Here is a 17433-nt window from a genome sequence, read left to right on the forward strand (position 1 = left end):
AATCAGACACTCGCCGGCGCCGCCGCCACAGCCGAGCGTTCCAGGCGGTGCACGAACAGCGCCTCGGGCGGCACGCTCGATCGGGCCAGCTCGACCAGATGCTCGTGATGCGTGAAGAAGACCACCTGCGTCCGCCCCGACAACTCGGCCAGGGCTCGCAGCGCGGCGGCCGAGCGCTCGTCGTCGAAGTTCAAGAGAATATCGTCCACAATCAGGGGAATCGGCTCGTGCCGATTGAGCCAGCCTTCCAGGCTCGCCAGGCGAAGCGCCAGGTAAAGCTGGTCGCAACTGCCGTCGCTCATCGCCGTCACGCCGACCCGCCGGCCGTCCCGCACGCCCAGCAAGACCGGCCGCCCGTGGTCGTCCTCGTCGAAGTCGAGCCCCTGGAACGAGCCGCAGGTCAGCTCGGCGAACAGCTCGCCGGCGCGGCGGATGACCGGCCCCTGGTGCTCCTCGCGGAACTGCTCGATCCCGCGGTGCAGCAGCTCGGTGGCGATCCGGAGCGCCGCGTAGTCCTCCACCTTCGACCGCAGCTCGGCCAGCAGCGACTGCGTCCGCTCGGCGGCCAGGGCCGCGTCGTCACCCCCCTGTTGCGAGCGGAGCCACTCCCGCTCGCCGCCGATGGCCTGGTCGAGGGTCGAGCGTTGCGCCTCGATCTCCTCAAGCTCCGCGTCCAGTCCCTGAAGCTGCAACTCGATCGCATCGGCATCGACCGATTTCGCCTCGGCGATGAACTCCTCCAGCGCGGCCCCCGCGCTCAGGTCGCGGATCTGATCGTCCACCCGCCGCAGCTCCTCCTCCACCCTCGCCCGGTCGGCGGCCCTGGCCTCGGCCTCGGGCAGCTCGTCGGCCGAGGCGCACCGGGCCTCCTGGCAAAGTGCCTCCAGCCGCGCCCGTTCCTGCACGATCGTCTGCTCGGCCGATTGCAGCTTCGCGACCGCCGATTCGAGATTCTGCCGGGTCGCTTCCCGCTGCTTGCGGAGGTCCCTCGCCTCTCCCAACCTGCGGTACAGCTCCGCCACGGCCGTCTCGACCGGCCGATCGACCCAATCGGGGGCAACCTGCGTGCAGACCCCGGTCACGTCCTCCGTGAACCGTCGCGCATCGCGGTCGATCCCCTCGATCCGTGCCCTGAACCCGCGGGCGCTTTCGAGGTGCTTGAATAGCCGGTCGATCTGATCCAGGAACAAATCGGCCTGGCTCGGCGTCGCCTCCGGTTCGAGGCCGATCCGCGCCATCAAGGGGGCCCACCGGGCGTGCCAATGCTCCCGACTCCGACCCGATTCCGCCAGCCTTCGCTCGGCCTCGTCTCGCTCGCGGCGGGCGTGCTGGACGTTCTTCTGGACCTCCTCGCGGCGGGTCCTGCGCTCCTCCACCTCGGCAATCACCGCCTCCGCCCGCTCGACCCGGTCGGCCATCGATTCCGCCTCCATGCCCCCCGAGAGGTCCAGGCCCTCCGGCAGGGCCGCGGCGATCGCCTCGCGGTGCTCGGCGATGCTCTGCTCAAGCGTCGCAATCCGCTCGTCTCGGAGCCGCAGCGCCTCCACCGCCTCGACGATCGCCTCGCGTCGTCGGAGCCAGGCGCGCAGCTCATCCGGCCCGAGCACGTCCGGCAGCCCGAGCGACCGCAGCCGATCGGCCCACGACTCCCGCAGGCGATCCAACGTCTCCGACTCCCCTTGCCTCGCCTGCCGCAACTCGGCCCGGCGGCCTTCGAGCTTCTCCCGCTGGGCGCGATGGTTGGCCAGCGTCGCGGCCCGGTCGGCCTCGCGGCGGAGGCGGTCGGCCTGCTCATCGGCCTTGATCAAGCTCCGCTCGAAGGCGCCATCGAGCGCCCCCCCCGGCGCGAACTCGGCGATGAAGGCGGCCGTCTCGTCCCCCGGCGCCGCCCGGTCGAGCCACGAGCGGCGGACGAGCTGCCACCCTTCGTCCCGTCGGGTCCGCGACGCCGCCAGATCGTCCTCGCTCGGCACGTCGTGTTCGAGCGTCAACGCCCGAATCTCGACCTCGATCGCGTCGAGATCCCGTGCCACCGTCTCCAGGTCCCGCCCCAACTGGTCCAGGCGTTGCGCATGCCGGGCGATCGCCTGCGCGGTCTCGGCGATCGTCTCGTCGAGCGGCGGCCGGAGCGCGGCCAGGGCGTCGAGCGAATCGTCCCAGTGGGGCAAGCCGTTCAAGGCCCGCGTCAAGGAATGCTGCTCCCGCTCCCGTTCCGCCTGCCAATCCCGCAGCTCCTCCTCGGGGTCGCCCAGCTTCCGGGCACGCTGGACCACCCGTCGCAGCGGTTTGACATCCGGTTCGGGACCGATCGCGTCGAGCTGCTCGGCCAGTTCGGCCAGGCGGGCCTCCTGGACCTCGAACGCCTGGCGATGCCGTTCGAGGCCGGTCTCGATCGACGCATGCTCGCGCCCGAGTCCCCGGATCACATCCGGCTCGTCTCCCCTGAGCCGGAGCGCCGGGGCCTGCTCCAGGTCGCGCGGCTTGCCCAGATCGACCAGCAAATTCCGGGCGAAGTGCTCGTCGCTCGTCTGCCTCGACCGCAGGTCGGGCCGGTCCTTCTGCCCCTTGCGGTACTCTCCCAGCCCTTGATGCAGCGACTCGATGCACTCGCCCTGCGCGAGCACGTCATCCGGCACGACGATGCCTTCGAGCGCCTCCTCCAGCGCCTCGCGATCCCCCTTCGCTTGCTCGGCCAGGGCCAATGCCCGGGTGAGCGACTCGCGGGCCGAGCGGTGGCGGTCGGCGAAGTCCTCGGGCAAGGGGACGACGTGGGCCAGCCCCTCGCATCGCTCGAGCAATTCCTCGCGCTCGGCGATCGGCTTCAACGCACTCTGAATCCGCACCAGGCGGTTGCGTGCCCGGGAGCGATCCTGGCGTGCCAGGTCGAACTCCTCTTTCCGTTGCAGGGCATCGCGGAGAGCCTCGTGATGCCGGTTCCACTCGTCGCTCGGGAGCTGACATTCCTGCATCTGCTTGCGCAAGTCCGCCAGTTCCGACAAGAGGCGGTTGATCTCCGGATTCTGGCCCCGGGGCTTGAACAAGGTCTCCAGCTCGTCCTGGATCGTCCCCGTCGCCGCCTTCAATCCCGTCAGGCCCGATCCGGCCGCGAAGAGCAACTGGCCGACCTGCCCCTGCCCTTCGAGGATCGCCTTGCCCCCCTCGACCAGCCGGTGGTGATCGATGCCGAAGAGCGCCCGGAACGTCTCCGCATCGACCCCGCCCAGGAACCGATCGAGGATTTCCTGGTCGATCGGCGCCCCCGCTTTGCCCGGCGCGGTCAACGCATTCTTGGTCTTCTTCCGCCGCTCGAAGGCGAGCACATTCCCGGCCCGATCCTCGATCTCGGCCCCGATGCACATCTGGTTGTGTTCATGAAGGAAATTGTCGGTCGATCGGTGCGGGATGCCGTAGAAGAGGTCCTGGATGGCGCGCAGGGTCGAGCTCTTCCCTGCCTCGTTCGGCCCGTGGATCAGGTGCAGGCCGAACGACCCGTCCGAGAGGTCGAGCGACAGGTCGGTGAAGGGCCCGAAGGCCAGCAGGTCGAGGCGTCGGAGTCTCATCAGCGCGGCTCGTTCGCGGCCCGAAGCCGGTGCAAGAGGAGCGGGCCGGCGCGGTCGAGCATCTCGCGGAGCCAGTCCGGGTCGTCGAGGCTCAACGGGTCGTCGCCGGTCGTGAATTCCGAAGGAAGTTTCCGCCGCAGGTCCACCAGCCGATCGCCCAGGTCGCGCAGCGCCTGCTCGTCATTCCGGTACGAATCGACCAGGCCCATCAGGGCGTCGATCGGCCCGTCGCCGTCCCGTTCCGAGGCCCTCAGCAAGGGCCTGGTCGACAGTTTCACCCGCTCGATCCAGAGCCGATCGCCGTCGATCGACAGCCCTTCGGCCCGGATCTCGTTGATCCAGTGGGCGCCGTCGGCCACCAACGCATCGTGCCAGCGCGTCGCCCCCAGCAACCGGACCCGCACGGCCAGCAGACGGTCGGGATCCTCCTCCTCGTCGAGCAGTCGGCGCAGTTCCTGGTCGACCAGGCCGATCAAATCGCTCGGCCGCTCCAGGCCCGAGGCGTCGAGGTCGCACACCTCCCAGCGCATCACGTCGAGCCGGTGGAACGTCGATCGCGGTTCCTGGCCCGCTTCGAGATCGACAATCAGGCACCCCTTCGGCCCCGTCTCTCGGATGTGCCGCCCTTGCAGGTTGCCCGGGAAGACGATCGCCGGGTCCTCCGCGACGTTGTGCCGCACGTGAATATGGCCGAGTGCCCAGTAGTCGTACCCCTTCGCCCGCAAGCCTTCGATGGAACACGGGGCGTAGCGTTCGTGCCCCTCGGCCCCCGCCACGCAGGTGTGCAGCATGCCGATGTTCACGCACCCGGCGATCGGCGCCGGATATTGGGCCGAGAGGTCCTTTGTGACCGCCGCCGTGGCGAACCCCTGGCCGTGAATCGCCACGTCGATCTCGGGCAAGGCGACCGTCTGCGGCGTCTCCGTGTCGAGCATCCAGATCCCCTCCGGCAGCGAGAGGGACCGGGTCATCTTGTTCTGCGCGTCGTGGTTGCCGGCGATGATGTAGACCGGGATCTTCGCGTCGATCAGCCCTTCCAGCGTCTTCCTGAGGAACAGCCCCGTGTTGTAATCGCGCCAGGTCCCGTCATACAGATCGCCGGCGATCAGGACGAAATCGACCCGCTCCTCGATCGCCAGCTCGACCAATCGCCTCAAGGCCCGCCTCGTGCTCGACCGCAAGCGATCGATCGGCGCGCCCTCGTACCGCTCCAGGCCGCACATCGGGCTGTCGAGGTGGATGTCCGCCGTATGAAGGAACCGAGGCATAACCGCCCTTGGCCTGCTTGAAAGGAACGTCCCGCGCGAGCCCCTCGCCCGCACCGAGGACCGCTCTCCCCCGGTGACATCTGACCATCATGACACGATCTCCCCCCCCGGCAAGGTCGATTCTCCCTCCACCCGGCGTTCCGAGGATTCCGTAAATCGGCAGGAAGCCTCGCGCAGAGACGCGAAGACGCAGAGGAGACCCAGGCTTTCCTTGATTTCTTCTCCTCTCTCTCTTCCCTACTCTTCTCTGCGCCTCTGCGCCTCTGCGCCTCTGCGCCTCTGCGCCTCTGCGTCTCTGCGCCTCTGCGCGCGATCCCCTCCCCCATCCCGATCCCACCGATCGAACCCTTCCGCCCCACGCGTGGGGAGAGGGTTGGGGTGAGAGGTCCCCGCGTTCGAAACCGAGCCGTGCGCATCGTCCCCGTCTCCCCTCATTCCGCCCCGCCCCCCACCCCTCGGGAGCGGTGATCCCGCCGAATCGTCGCCGCCTTGCCGGATGAACCCCGGGAAAACGCCCGGGATTATGTGACTACCGCCCCCCTTTTCCTCGATACTCTTAACATCAGAGGACCCCACCGCCGCGCCCGAGGATCCGCCCCTTCCCGTCCCGCACCGTTGAATCCCTCACGCGCCGATCGCTCACCATGTCCCATTCCTCCTCCTCCCCCCGATTCGACCTCCCCTCGGGCATCCTCCCTCTCCCGAGCCTCCGACCGCTGCGCGCTTCGCACGGCATTGTGTCCACCTTCCTCTGCGCGAAACGAACCCAGAATCACCTGCCGGATTCCCGAAACGAACCGCTTCAATCGGCGCAAACGCCAATTCCGTTGTCGGAAGCGTCGATCCCCCTCGGCGCACTCAGGGCGCACCAACCGCGGTGTGTGGCCGGGGCAACGCGCAGCGTGCCCCGGGCGAATGGGCGCCGACTCCCGGGGCACGCTGCGCGTTGCCCCGGCCACACACCCCGGCGCGAAACGAACCCAAAATCACACGCCGAATTCCCGAAACGAACGAGCACAATTGGCGCAACGATCGATCCAATCGGGAGAAAGGTCGATCCGCTTCAGCGCACTCACCGCGCACCTGAGGCGCACCGACCGCGCACCCGGCTCCGCCGAATCCTCCCCGCGACCACCCCACCGAGCTTCCCCGATCTCGGCCCATCCATTCCCGAAACGAATCGCTTGAATCGGCGCAAAGGTCACCTGAAAAACACCATGCGATCATTGCCCCTGGCGCACCAGGCCGCTCACCCGAGGGCGCACCCGCTCCCCACGGAATCGGCCAGGCCCCGCCTCGTTCGGCAAACCTACCAGCCTGCCAGTCCCCCTCGCCATTTGGAGCAATTCGAACCCGATCTCCCGAAACGAATCCGAATTATCGCCGCAAGTCCTTTGCAGCACTCAATTGTCGCGTTCAACCAAAAGCGCACCCGGTGCTGCGCCGTGGGCGCACTGGCCGATCGCACCCCCCGGCACGTCCCCATGATGCCCCCAGCCCGTACCCAAATCGTCCGACGCAACCGGCCGAAGGGTTCGGGCTTGCGATGTGTCACCGAGGCTGCTAGGCTCGTCCAATGGTTGTTGAATAATCTCGTCCCCATCGCCCGGCCCAAACGGGGAGGTATGCGATGATGACTCGGACGGCGTCGGTCGTGTTGGTTTCGGCGGCGTTGGCCTGCGGCGGAGGCGGGCTTTCCCGGGCCCAGCAGGCCCAGGTACCCGACGCGGCCTCGGAAACCTTCTTCGAATTGAAGATCCGACCGGTCCTGGCCGAGTCCTGCGTCACCTGCCACGGCGAGGTGAAACAGAACGGCGACCTCCGGCTCGACTCCCGGCAGGCGATGCTCGAGGGGGGCGTCAGCGGGCCGGCGATCGAGCCGGGCGCACCCGAGGAAAGCCTGCTCACCTTCGCCATCTCCCACGAGGACGAGCTGCTCAAGATGCCCCCCGACGAGCCCCTCTCCCGGGAGGCTCGCGACGACCTCGCCGCCTGGATCGCCGCCGGGGCCCCCTGGCCCGAGGCGTCGGCAAGCGGGCCGATCGAGGGCAAAGCCCACTGGGCCTTCGGGCCGCTCCGCCCGATCGAGCCCCCCGTCGACCCGACCGGCTGGGCCACCGAGCCGATCGACCAGCTCATCGCCGCTCGGCAGCGCGAGGCGGGCGTCTACCCCGTCGCCCGGGCCGATCGCCAGGCCCTGATCCGTCGCGCCACCTTCGACCTCATCGGCCTGCCCCCCGAGCCGGAACGGGTCGAGGCGTTCGTCAACGACGACCGGCCCGACGCCTACGACCGCCTGATCGAGGAACTGCTCGCCTCCCCTCATTACGGCGAGCGCTGGGGCCGCTACTGGCTCGACCTGGCCCGCTACGCCGACACCGCCGGGGATAACTCCGACTACCCGATCCCCGAGGCGTACCTCTACCGCGATTACGTCATCGACGCCTTCAACGCCGACATCCCCTACGACCGGTTCCTCCACGAACAGCTCGCCGGCGACATCCTCGCCCTCGAAGGCCCCGAAGACGACTACGCCCGGCAGGTCATCGCCACCGGCTTCATCGCCCAGTCGAAGCGGTTCGGCACCCGCAAGCTGGAAGACATCCACCAGATTATCGAAGACACCCTGCACACGACCGGCCAGGTCGTGCTCGGGCTTTCCATGCGGTGTGCCCGCTGCCACGATCACAAGTTCGACCCGATCAGCGCGAACGACTATTACGCCCTGTACGGCTTCTTCGCCGGCACCAAGTACCCCTTCGCCGGGGCCGAGGAAGTGCGTCGGCCGAGCGAGTTCGCCCCGCTCGTCCCCCCGTCGCGGCTCGCCGAGTTCGAATCGCTCCACGCCGAGACGATCGCCCGCCTGAAGGCCGACCTGAGCGCCACCGAGCTTGAGGCGGCCGAGGCGATCGGCGATGCGAGCTTCGCCGCTGCGGTCGAGCAGTTCGTCGGGCTCCCCGACCGCGTCGAGCAATCCGAGGTCGAACTCTCCCGCACGACCCGGACCCAGAACCGCCGCATCAGGGGCGTGAAGACCGAGCTGGAACAGTTCGAGGAGTCCGGTCCCGAGGCCCTCGCCCCGAAAGCCTACGCCGTCCGGGACGGCGAGCCGACCGACGCCCCGTTCCAGAAGGGCGGCGACCCCCGCAACCTGGGCGAGGTCGTCCCCCGGGGCGTCCTCCGCGTGCTCGACCCCTCCGGGAAGATCGACCTGCCCGAGACCGGCAGCGGCCGCCTGGCCCTGGCGGAGTGGCTGACCGACGGCCCCCCGCGCGACCTGGTCGCCCGGGTGATGGTCAACCGCCTCTGGCAGCACCACTTCGGCAAGGCGATCGTCGCCACCCCGTCCGACTTCGGCCTGCGGGGCACCCCTCCCACGCACCCCGACCTGCTCGAATGGCTCGCGGGCGACTTCATCGCCTCCGGCTGGTCGATCAAGGAGATGCACCGGCGGATCATGCGGTCGGAGACCTACCGGCTCGCCGCGACCCGCGACCCGAACAACGAGGCGGTCGACACCGGCAACGCCTGGTACTGGCGGTTCGACCGCCGCCCGCTCGACGCCGAGGCCCTCCGCGACGGCCTGCTCGCCCTCGGCGGCAACCTCAAGACCGACCGCCCCGGCCCGCACCCGTTCCCCGAGGTGAAGGACTGGACCTTCACCGCCCACCATCAATTCAAGGCGCTTTATCCGTCGGAACACCGGAGCGTCTACCTGATGGTGCAGCGGCTCCACCCCCACCCCTATCTCTCCCTGTTCAACGGGCCGGATGCCGGCGAGACGACCGCGGTCCGGGACAGCTCGACCGTCTCGCTCCAGGCCCTCTTCCTGCTCAACAACACGTTCGTCCACGACCAGGCCGAGCGGTTCGCCGACCGCCTCGTGGGCACCGTGGCCGACCCCGACGCCCGGCTCGAACGGGCGTATCTGCTCGCCTACGGCCGCACGCCGACCGCAGACGAACGCGACCGGGCCGAGACGTTCCTCGCTCGGTACGAGGCCAGCCTGGCCTCGGAAGGCTGCGCCGACGACCAGTGCGAGCCGGAGGCCTGGGCGGCCCTCGCCCGTGCCCTGTTCGCCTCGAACGAATTCTTCCACGTGGATTGATGTGATTGCCGCGATCCTCGATGCTCGACGGAGGGCCCTCGCCGATGGCGTTTGAACCGATCGACCGCCGGACCTTGCTCCGCCGCGCCTCCGCGTTCGCCACGGCCGGCGGGCTGGGGATGTACCGGCAACTCTCCCTGGCCGCCGCCGCCAACGAGGGGCACCCGCTCGCCCCCCGGCCGGGCCACTTCCCGAGCAAGGCGAAGCACCTGATCATCTTCTTCATGACCGGCGGCTTCTCGCACCTCGACACGTTCGACTACAAGCCGCAGCTCCAGGCCGACCACGACAAGGAGGTCGGCAAGCGCAAGGTCCTGGCCTCCCCGTATGCGTTCCGCCCGAGGGGCGAGACGGGCAAGATGGTCAGCGAGCTGTTCGAGCACGTCGGCGGCGTGGTCGACGACTTCTGCTTCCTGCACACCGTCCACGGCGACTCGGCCGGGCACTCGGCCGCCACCCTGGGCATGCACACCGGGTCGGTGACGATCCCCTTGCCGAGCGTCGGCTCGTGGGTCAGCTACGGCCTGGGGACGCTCAACACGAACCTGCCCTCGTTCGTCGTCCTGGCCGAGAAGGAGCCGTACACCGCCTTCCAGGCCTGGGACTCGAACTTCCTGCCGGCCTATCACAAGGGGGTCCGCGTGATCCCCGGCGAGAACCCCCTGCCCGACGTCAAGAGCCCGGTCGAGTCCGTCTCGCGCCGGGAACTCGAGGGCCTGATGCTCCGCGACCTGAACGAGGCCCACCTGACCCGCCGCGACGGCGACAACCTGCTCGCCTCCCGCATGGCCACGTTCGACACCGCCTACGGCCTGATGCGCGAGGCCCCCGAGGCCTTCGACCTCGGCGGCGAGACCCGCGAGACGCTCGACCTGTACGGGGCCGACACCAGCGACCCCAAGTCGTTCGCCGCCCAGTGCCTGACCGCCCGTCGCCTGGTCGAGCGCGGCGTCCGCGTGGTCGAGCTGTTCGACGTGGGATCGAACACCAACTGGGACAGCCACAACAACATCGACGACCACCGCAAGCTGTCGAAGAACGTCGACCAGCCGATCGCCGCCCTCATCACCGACCTGAAGCGCCGGGGCTTGCTCGACGAGACGCTCATCGTCGGCTGCTCCGAGTTCGGCCGGACCCCCTGGCAGGACCTCACCCCGGTCGGCCGCGGGCACCACAGCCGATGCTTCACCTGCTTCCTGGCCGGCGGCGGCGTGAAGGGCGGGTTCAGCTACGGCGTCTCCGACGAGTACGGCAACGCCCCGGCCGAGAACCCGGTCCACGTGCACGACTTCCACGCCACGATCCTGCACCTGATGGGCATGGACCACACCCGCCTGACCTACCGCTACTCCGGCCGCGACTACCGCCTGACCGACGTCCACGGCAACGTCGTCCACGACATCATCGCCTGAGCGACCACGATCGATCGATCGGCCGACACCAACGCCGGGATCGGGCCGGGCCTCACCCGCCCCGATCCCGGCGTTGCCCCGCGCCGGTTCGGTCGGTCCTCAAACGTCGAGACGCCCAGCACCGGAGCTGATCTCCTGGGCTGGGCGTCTTATGTCGGTCGGGCCATATCCTGACCTTGCGAGCGGAGAGGGGGGGATTCGAACCCCCGATACCGGTTTCCCAGTATAACGGTTTAGCAAACCGTCGCTTTCAACCACTCAGCCACCTCTCCGGGTGGGGTCCGGGCCGGCTTCGGGAGCCGGGGCGAACCACGACAGTATTATCGAGGATCCGGGGCGGGTGTCAACGCACGACTCTTGAGATTTTTCCCCGGCTCGGGTCCGCCGGCGAGCCTCGGCGGCGACTGGGATTGACCCTTCGGGGAGGGGCGATAGAGTCTCGACCGGGATCAGAGGGAGGCTCGATCGAGCGAAGCTTGGCCAGAGAAAGGACGGGTCGTCGTGGAATCCGATCAACCCCAGCGTGCGCCGCAGGCGACCGACCGTCGCGCCCGGAGGCTCCGGAGGCTCAGGCGGGTGGCCGCGGTGCTGCTCGTGCTGGCCGTGGCCGCGACGGCGGTCCTGTACCGGCCCATCTTCCTGGGCAACGTGGCGGCGGTCGAGCCGGGCAAGGTCTACCGGTGCGCCCAGCCGAAGGCCAACCTCGATGAGCTGATCGCCGAGCTCCAGCCCGGCTCGATCCTCAACCTCCGGGGGGGCTGGTACACCGACGACTGGTACGCGGCCGAGGTCGAGGCGACCGAGCAATCCGGGATCGACTTCTACGACTTCCCCATGAAGGCCACCCGCCGGCCCAGCCGGGCGGAGCTTCTCACCCTGATCGACCTGCTCGACCGCTGCCGCTACCCGCTGGTCATCCATTGCAAGTCGGGAGCCGACCGCACGGGCCTGGCCAGCGCCCTGTATCGCCTGGTGGTGCTCGGGCACTCGCCCGACGAGGCCCTCGACGAGTTCTCGATCTTCTACTCGCACATCCCCCTGGCCGGCCCCGAGCGGCTGCACGAGCCGTTCAAGGAGTACCGCGACTGGCTCCAGGCCGAGGGCAAAGTCCACGACCCTTCGTTGTTCCGCGACTGGGTCGCCCAACACTTCCGCGATGAGCAACCCGAGTCCGAGCCGATCGCCCCCCTGAAGCCCGGCCCCCGGATGGGACCGCCCCCGGCCTCGCTTGCTTCGAAGCTGAACCGAGCGAAGGGGTAATGCGGATCGGTCGGGCGAGGAGCCTCGCGCCTGTCGACCAGCCCTGGAGTCCTCGGGCGGTTTGGGCCGATGCGATCGACACCAGGCGGCTCGGGTCGGCGAGACCCGCAATCGGCCGCAAGGCTCGTGTCTCGATCGGCCAGGGAGGGCGCCGCCATGCTCCGGGGTTTTGCTCGTGTCGTGATCGTGCTGGTCGGGTTCGGTTCGCTCGTCGGATCGGCGGACGCCCGGCAATCCGATCCCTTGATCCCCCCCGCCCCCGAAGGCCTGGCGGTCCGGTCGCTCGATGACCTGGTCCGGCTCGACCCGGTCGCGCTCGAAGCCCTGTACCGGCAATCGCCGCCGGCCCCGATCCCCAGCGGCCCGGTGACGGGACGCCCGGTCATCATGCCCGGCTCCCTGCTGGCCGTGCCGGCCTCGAAGGTCGGTCGGGCGGTCTGGCAGGGGAAGATCTTCGACCCGGCGCAGGGGATGGCCGTCAATCGCTTCTTCGGCGTCGAGGCGATCCACGGCGAACTCTCATACGGCCATTCCTGGCTCGACGGCGGCCCGGCCCTGATCCTCGACTACGAGCGGACCTCCCGCGTCTATGGTCCCTATCGCGACGAGCTGCGGGAGGTCGCGCCCGGCCTGATCCTCGGCTTGATGTACGATCGTCGCCCCCCGTGCCCGAAGCGCACGCGGTTCTTCGCGCTCGATTATGGCTGTCCCCCGGCGCACTGAGATGTCAGGGGGAATCGCCCGATCATCAGCCCTGGTTGCGAACCTCGCGGGGAATTGATCGGGACTCCTCAAGGAGCGAATCGCATCGGAAGCGGTCGGTGCGGTTGCCCGGGTGCAAGGGATGGCCAGGGCCGCTCCGGCTCGGGAATGGAGCCGGGGCCTTGCCCGGATCGAATGCGGCCGCACCGGCACTTCTGTCCACAACAAGGCGGTCGGGGTCGACTCGCTCAGACCGCCACCAGCGCCGGCTCGACCTCATCGACCGTGTCGACGATCAGCGAGGCGATCAGCCACTCGATCGGCAGGCCGAGCAGCTTGGCCTCTTGCTGCACCTGGGCGAACAGTTCCGGCGACAGGGTGACCGAGAGTTCCGAGGCATTCGAGTTCATCGTCGTGACTCCTCAGCGAAGCCCGCGGAGCGGGAGACGCGGCTCAGACAGGATGGCCAGCCAACGTCCCAGTCGTGTTGGGGGAAGTCATGCACTCAGTCATGACTCACTCATTACTCTCGGGGCGTTGTTCCGTGACGGGAGTTTGTCAGGATTGCTGTCCCGAGAGTTGCATTGAGCGTGCCAAGAGCGGACAAGAATCCGCCGGAATCGGGCCGAATGGCCGGAATAATCGAATGCGGCCGGCGGTTTAACGGACGTGTTGTAGGACTTCGACGCCCCATCGGCTCGAAAGATTCCCGAAAAGAAAGGGGAATTGCCCCCCGCCATCGAATTGCCGGGGCGCCCACGGCCCGGCGTGCGTCGCCGGGGGGGGCGAAACGAGGCCGACCGGCGATTGATAAACGCGGATCGGGGGCGAAGGGGCGATCGGAATCTCCCCCGACGCCAGTTTCCTGCGACCCGGCCGCCGGGGCATCGCGTCCCGTCCGGGGCGATCGGGCCGACGCGGCGGCACGCGGGCAGTGATCGCCCTCGGCCCGAGGGGGGGCCGTCGGCCGGGGCGTCGAATCCGGCGGCCCGGGGCGACCAAATGTGACTTGTGGACGCGTCGATCGCCCTGTCATGATGAGGTGCGTCTGGCCTGGATGAGTCGATCGGTCCGGACGACTTCGCGGTGGCGAGGCCGAGCGGACGATGCCCCTCGACCCGATCGGTTTTCGCGAGGCATGCGGGAGACTCGACCCGGTCAGGCGAGCCGAAGGCGGCCGGATCCCCGGCCCGCGACCCGGCCCCGTCGGGCCCGATCGGCCGATGAGCCGGCCGGCCGGGAGCGGTGCGTTCGTCCCACTCGGTGTCAGTCCACTCTCCATCTCCCCGTGGAGTGCTGCCATGAAGCCGACCTGGGTGAAGTTTCAGGCCGAGTTCCTCGACTACGTCAATTACCCCGACTCCGGCGCGGTGAAGACGCTGATCGGAGGGGGCGTCGACGCGGCGTATATCACGAACACCTGCGCCATCCGGCTCAGCCGGGGGCTGAACGAGAGTGGCGTCCCGTTGCCCGCCCATCGCAACGGGCTGCTGACGGTCCGGGGCGGCGACTCGAAGTATTACGCCCTGCGCGTGGCGGAGATGCGGACCTGGCTGCCGCTGGTGCTCGGCAAGCCCGTCGTCGATCACCGCAAGAAGGCCGGGACGGCGTTCGATACGTCGACCCTCTCGGCCCTGAAAGGGATCATCGCCTTCGACATCCGGTTCTCCGATGCGACAGGGCATCTCGATTCGTGGGATGGGTTGACCTTCTCAAGCGAGTATAAGGTTTCGGATTACTGGACACCTGCCACCCGGATCACCCTCTGGTCGCTGAGTTGACCGGCGAACCGAGCCGGGGCCCCCTTCCTCCAAAGGGGGGGGCGATGGGGCTGCGGGGCGTCCTCCCCCGGGAATCGATGCCGGGGAGGGGGCTCCGTTCGCCGGCGCGCCGAGCGATCGTGCTCGCCTTGCCGGTCCCGATCGAACCCGATACACTCGTATGCCATCACACCAATGAGCGATTGCGTTGACCGATGGCGCGAATGAGACGTCCTCCGGCGCCTCCGGCCGGAGCCTCCCCTTCCCCTTCGTGACGCCGCGAGCAACGACGGGCAGCACGACGCTCGCGGCCACCATCGCCCGCGATGTTCTCGACATCATCGAACGGACACGGAATGAATCTTCTGGATGGCGACGGGCGGGCGGATCGTCAGGGCACTTTCGAGGCGGAGGCCGCGGCCTTCGATCCGGCCGTCAGGGCCGAGGTGAGCCGGCGGCGGACCTTCGCCATCATCTCCCACCCTGACGCCGGCAAGACGACCCTGACCGAGAAGCTCTTGCTCTACGCCGGCTGCCTCGACGTGGCCGGCATGGTCCGCGGCCGGCGGAACCAGCGGGCGGTGACGTCGGACTGGATGGCCCTGGAACGGCAGCGGGGGATCTCGATCACCTCCACGGCCCTGAGCGTCGATTATCGAGGGGTCCGCGTCAACCTGCTCGACACCCCCGGCCACGAAGACTTCAGCGAGGACACCTATCGGACCCTGATGGCCGCCGACAGCGCCGTCATGGTGCTCGACGCCACCAAGGGGGTCGAGCCGCAGACCGAGAAGCTGTTCCAGGTCTGTGCCCGGCGGGGGATCCCGATCCTGACGTTCGTGAACAAGCTGGACCGGCCCGGCGGCGATCCGCTGGGGATCCTGAGCGAGATCGAGCGGGTGCTGGGCATCGCCGCCTCGCCCTTGAACTGGCCGGTCGGCCTGGGCCGGGACTTCCGCGGCCTCTGCGATCGCCAGACGCGCGAGGTCACGCTGTTCGACCCTTCGGCCCGCGGCTCGCTCGTCGTGCCGACGACCACCTGCCGGCTCGACGACCCGGCCGACACCGTGCTCTCGGCGGCCGATCGCGGACAGCTTCAAGACGAACTCGACCTGCTCGACGTGGCCGGGGCGCCGTTCGACCGCGGTCGCTTCCTTCAGGGCCAGGTCACGCCCGTCTTCTTCGGGAGCGCCCTGACGAATTACGGGGTCGAGGCCTTCTTCGACGCCTTCCTGAAGCTCGGCCCCCCTCCCGGTGCCCGCCGGGCCGAGGGGGGGCCGGTGCCGGTCGATCGGTCGGAATTCGCCGGGTTCATCTTCAAGCTGCAGGCGAACATGGACCCGAAGCACCGCGACCGGGTGGCCTTCCTCCGCGTCTGCTCCGGAAGGTTCGAGCGCGACATGGAGGTGACCAACGCCCGGACCGGCACGAAGCTGCGCCTGGCCCGATCGCACCGCCTGTTCGCCCAGGGACGCGAGACGACCGACGAGGCCTTCCCCGGCGACGTGGTCGGCCTGAACAGCACCGGCGACCTGCGGCTGGGAGATACGCTCTACGCCGGCCCCCCGGTCTGCTACGAACCGTTGCCGGAGTTCCCCCCCGAGTGCTTCGCCCGGCTCGATTGCGCCGACACGGGCCGCCGGAAGCAGTTCGACCGGGGGCTGTACCAGCTCGTCGAGGAAGGGGCCGTGCGCGTGCTCGTCAGCACCCGGCCGGGGGTCCGCGAGCAGTACCTGGCGGCCGTCGGCACGTTGCAGTTCGACGTGGTGCAGGCGAGGCTCGAATCGGAATACGGCGTGCCGACCCGCCTGGTGCCGATGGAGCCGAAGCTCGCCCGCCGGGTCGGCGGCGACGCGGCGGCGCTCAAGAGCCTCTGGCTGCCGAGGGCCTCGATCCCGACCTCCGATCGGGACGGCCTGCCGGTCATCCTGTTCAGCACGACGTTCGAGCTGGAGAGCTGCCGCAAGAACAACCCTGGGCTCCAGTTCGAGCCGCTCTCGTGAGCCGACGCGCCGCGGGCGGCGAACCGATCGGGGGACGGACACTCATGGGACGATCGCTCCACATGACTCGGATCGAGGAGACGATCGATCGACTTCGCGCCAGCGGGGCCGAGAGCGTGCTGGACCTCGGCTGCGGATCGGGCCGGCTGCTGGCCCGATTGCTCCGCGAGCCGCAATTTCGACGGGTGGCCGGCCTCGACATCGACCGGCGATCGCTGAGCCTGGCCGCCGGCGCCCTGCGGACGGAACTGGACCACGAGGATGGCCGCCTGGAGCTGATCCACGGCTCGTTCACCGAGCCGGACGATCGGCTCCGCGGGTTCGACGCCGCCGCGATGGTCGAGACGATCGAGCACCTCGACCCGAGGCGGCTCTCGGAGGTCGAGCGAACCGTCTTCCGGCACTGGCGGCCGAAGACGGTGGTCATCACCACGCCGAACCGCGACTTCAACGCCCTCTTCCCGCGCGACGGGCGTATTTTGCGGCACCGGGAACACCGCTTCGAATGGTCTCGCGAGAAGTTCTCGCGATGGGCCGAGGGGGTCGGCTCGCGCAACGGTTACCGGGTCGGCTTCGACGGCATCGGCCAGGAACACCCGGCCTTCGGCTGCCCGACCCAGGTGGCGGAGTTCTCTCTGGGAGCCTGAACATCGATGAGTGTCGAACCGCTGGTCGAGACGTTCTCGGGCCCATCCCTCGACCCCCGGCTCCGGTGGCTCAACCCGCCGGGGCGCTGGGTCGTCGATCGCGAGGCGTGCTGCCTGCGGGTCTGGCCCGAGGCGGGGACCGACTTCTGGCGGAAGACGCACTACGGATTCGAGGCCGACAGCGGGCACTTCCTGGCGGTCGACGCCTCGGACGATTGCGTGCTGACGGTCCGGGTCCGGTCGCGGCCGGTGCACCAGTACGATCAGGCGGGGTTGATGGTCCGCGTCTCGCCGACCTGCTGGCTGAAGACCTCGGTCGAGTTCGAGCCGGACGGCCCGAACCGCCTCGGAGCCGTGGTGACGAATGACGGCTACTCGGACTGGTCGACCCAGTCGCTTGCTCACGGGGTCGAGACGGTCTGGTTCCGCCTCCGGCTCGAAGGCGACGACTGCCTGGCCGAGTGGGGGCACGACGGGTCGACCTGGGAACAGCTCCGCATGGCTCCGCTCCGCGATCGGCCGGGCGTGCCCTCGGTCTCCTGCGGCCTCTATGCGTGCAGCCCGAAGGGGGCGGGATTCGAGGCGGAATTCGCCGAATTCACCCTCAGGCCGGGACGGCTGGGGCCCGAGGCGTTCTCCTCGCCGGGTGTGAACGCTTGAGGGCGATCGGGCGTGGAAATGTCCGGATGGATTCGCCTCGCGCGACGACGAGA

11 protein-coding genes and 1 tRNA gene are annotated in these 17433 nt (G+C 68.9%); 8 read left to right on the forward strand and 4 right to left on the reverse strand.

Annotation, left to right across the window (positions count from 1 at the left end):
- Positions 1-2 precede the first annotated feature (2 nt).
- Both AB1L88_RS26070 and AB1L88_RS26075 read right to left on the reverse strand, forming a co-directional pair.
- Positions 3-3560 (reverse strand): AAA family ATPase, encoded by a 3558-nt coding sequence (locus tag AB1L88_RS26070; RefSeq protein WP_367099649.1) that lies wholly within the window; start codon positions 3558-3560, stop codon positions 3-5.
- Positions 3560-4828: a DNA repair exonuclease gene (locus AB1L88_RS26075; RefSeq protein WP_367099650.1), complete on the reverse strand. Its 1269-nt coding sequence runs from the start codon at positions 4826-4828 to the stop codon at positions 3560-3562. The genes AB1L88_RS26070 and AB1L88_RS26075 overlap by 1 nt, the downstream gene beginning before the upstream one ends.
- Before the next feature lie 1630 nt (positions 4829-6458).
- Here AB1L88_RS26075 and AB1L88_RS26080 point away from each other — a divergent pair.
- Positions 6459-8936, forward strand: coding sequence for a PSD1 and planctomycete cytochrome C domain-containing protein (locus tag AB1L88_RS26080; RefSeq protein ID WP_367099651.1), 2478 nt, complete (start codon positions 6459-6461; stop codon positions 8934-8936).
- A gap of 44 nt (positions 8937-8980) precedes the next feature.
- The gene (locus AB1L88_RS26085) at positions 8981-10348 is read left to right on the forward strand and encodes a DUF1501 domain-containing protein (protein ID WP_367099652.1); all 1368 of its coding nucleotides are present in this window, start codon (positions 8981-8983) and stop codon (positions 10346-10348) included.
- 183 nt (positions 10349-10531) lie between these two features.
- Here AB1L88_RS26085 and AB1L88_RS26090 read toward each other — a convergent pair.
- Positions 10532-10620, reverse strand: a tRNA-Ser gene (locus AB1L88_RS26090).
- A 229-nt stretch (positions 10621-10849) separates the two neighbouring features.
- Between AB1L88_RS26090 and AB1L88_RS26095 the strand changes: the two genes are divergently transcribed.
- Together AB1L88_RS26095 and AB1L88_RS26100 are read left to right on the forward strand one after the other, a co-directional pair.
- The gene (locus tag AB1L88_RS26095; protein WP_367099653.1) at positions 10850-11608 is read left to right on the forward strand and encodes a tyrosine-protein phosphatase; all 759 of its coding nucleotides are present in this window, start codon (positions 10850-10852) and stop codon (positions 11606-11608) included.
- Positions 11609-11764: 156 nt separating this feature from the next.
- Positions 11765-12331 (forward strand): hypothetical protein, encoded by a 567-nt coding sequence (locus AB1L88_RS26100; protein ID WP_367099654.1) that lies wholly within the window; start codon positions 11765-11767, stop codon positions 12329-12331.
- 227 nt (positions 12332-12558) lie between these two features.
- On the opposite strand, the gene AB1L88_RS26105 is transcribed toward AB1L88_RS26100, so the two are convergent.
- Positions 12559-12720 carry a hypothetical protein gene (locus AB1L88_RS26105; RefSeq protein WP_367099655.1) on the reverse strand — a complete coding sequence of 54 codons (162 nt, stop codon included), beginning with the start codon at positions 12718-12720 and terminating at the stop codon, positions 12559-12561.
- An 891-nt stretch (positions 12721-13611) separates the two neighbouring features.
- Between AB1L88_RS26105 and AB1L88_RS26110 the strand changes: the two genes are divergently transcribed.
- The 4 genes from AB1L88_RS26110 to AB1L88_RS26125 all read left to right on the forward strand — a co-directional run bounded on the left by AB1L88_RS26110 (position 13612) and on the right by AB1L88_RS26125 (position 17380).
- Positions 13612-14091, forward strand: coding sequence for a type VI secretion system amidase effector protein Tae4 (locus AB1L88_RS26110; protein WP_367099656.1), 480 nt, complete (start codon positions 13612-13614; stop codon positions 14089-14091).
- A 335-nt stretch (positions 14092-14426) separates the two neighbouring features.
- Positions 14427-16073 carry a peptide chain release factor 3 gene (locus AB1L88_RS26115; RefSeq protein WP_367099657.1) on the forward strand — a complete coding sequence of 549 codons (1647 nt, stop codon included), beginning with the start codon at positions 14427-14429 and terminating at the stop codon, positions 16071-16073.
- Between the two features lie 62 nt (positions 16074-16135).
- Positions 16136-16720 carry a methyltransferase domain-containing protein gene (locus tag AB1L88_RS26120; RefSeq protein WP_367099658.1) on the forward strand — a complete coding sequence of 195 codons (585 nt, stop codon included), beginning with the start codon at positions 16136-16138 and terminating at the stop codon, positions 16718-16720.
- A 6-nt stretch (positions 16721-16726) separates the two neighbouring features.
- Complete coding sequence (locus tag AB1L88_RS26125) at positions 16727-17380, forward strand: DUF1349 domain-containing protein (RefSeq protein WP_367099659.1); 654 nt, start codon at positions 16727-16729, stop codon at positions 17378-17380.
- The last annotated feature ends 53 nt before the right edge of the window (positions 17381-17433 follow it).

Source organism: Tautonia sp. JC769 (assembly GCF_040717455.1).
GTDB lineage: Bacteria > Planctomycetota > Planctomycetia > Isosphaerales > Isosphaeraceae > Tautonia.